The sequence below is a fragment of the Nonomuraea aridisoli genome, assembly GCF_003236395.1.
Lineage (GTDB): Bacteria > Actinomycetota > Actinomycetes > Streptosporangiales > Streptosporangiaceae > Nonomuraea > Nonomuraea aridisoli.
The window spans coordinates 1-340 of the sequence record NZ_POUD01000723.1 but is presented as its reverse complement, the minus strand read 5'-3'; the positions used below and the strand labels follow the sequence as shown (position 1 = coordinate 340).

General features: G+C 57.9%; 1 rRNA gene. It reads left to right on the top strand.

Annotated features, from left to right (window positions below):
* Positions 1 to 53, top strand: a 16S ribosomal RNA gene (locus C1J01_RS48920); the annotation flags it as partial.
* Positions 54 to 340: the final 287 nt, after the last annotated feature.

Sequence of the window (340 nt, the reverse complement as noted above, 5' to 3'; positions counted from 1 at the left end):
CGAAGTCGTAACAAGGTAGCCGTACCGGAAGGTGCGGCTGGATCACCTCCTTTCTAAGGAGCACTCTCATCTATCACCGCCGAATGTGTGGTGGGGTGACAGCTCACTAGTGGAGCACTGGCTATTCAGTCGGTTCGCATCGTCGGACTGCTAGTACCGCCTTCCTTCGGGAGGGAGTGGGAACGGAGCTCGTGAGGGTGTGAGCCGGCTGGACACACTGTTGGGTCCTGAGGAAACGGGCTTGCGCTTGTTCCACCTCAGTACAGGGCCGCTGAAGGACTCCCGGTCGGGGGTTTGGAGGTGGTTGCTGTTTGTTGTTTGAGATTTGCATAGTGGACGC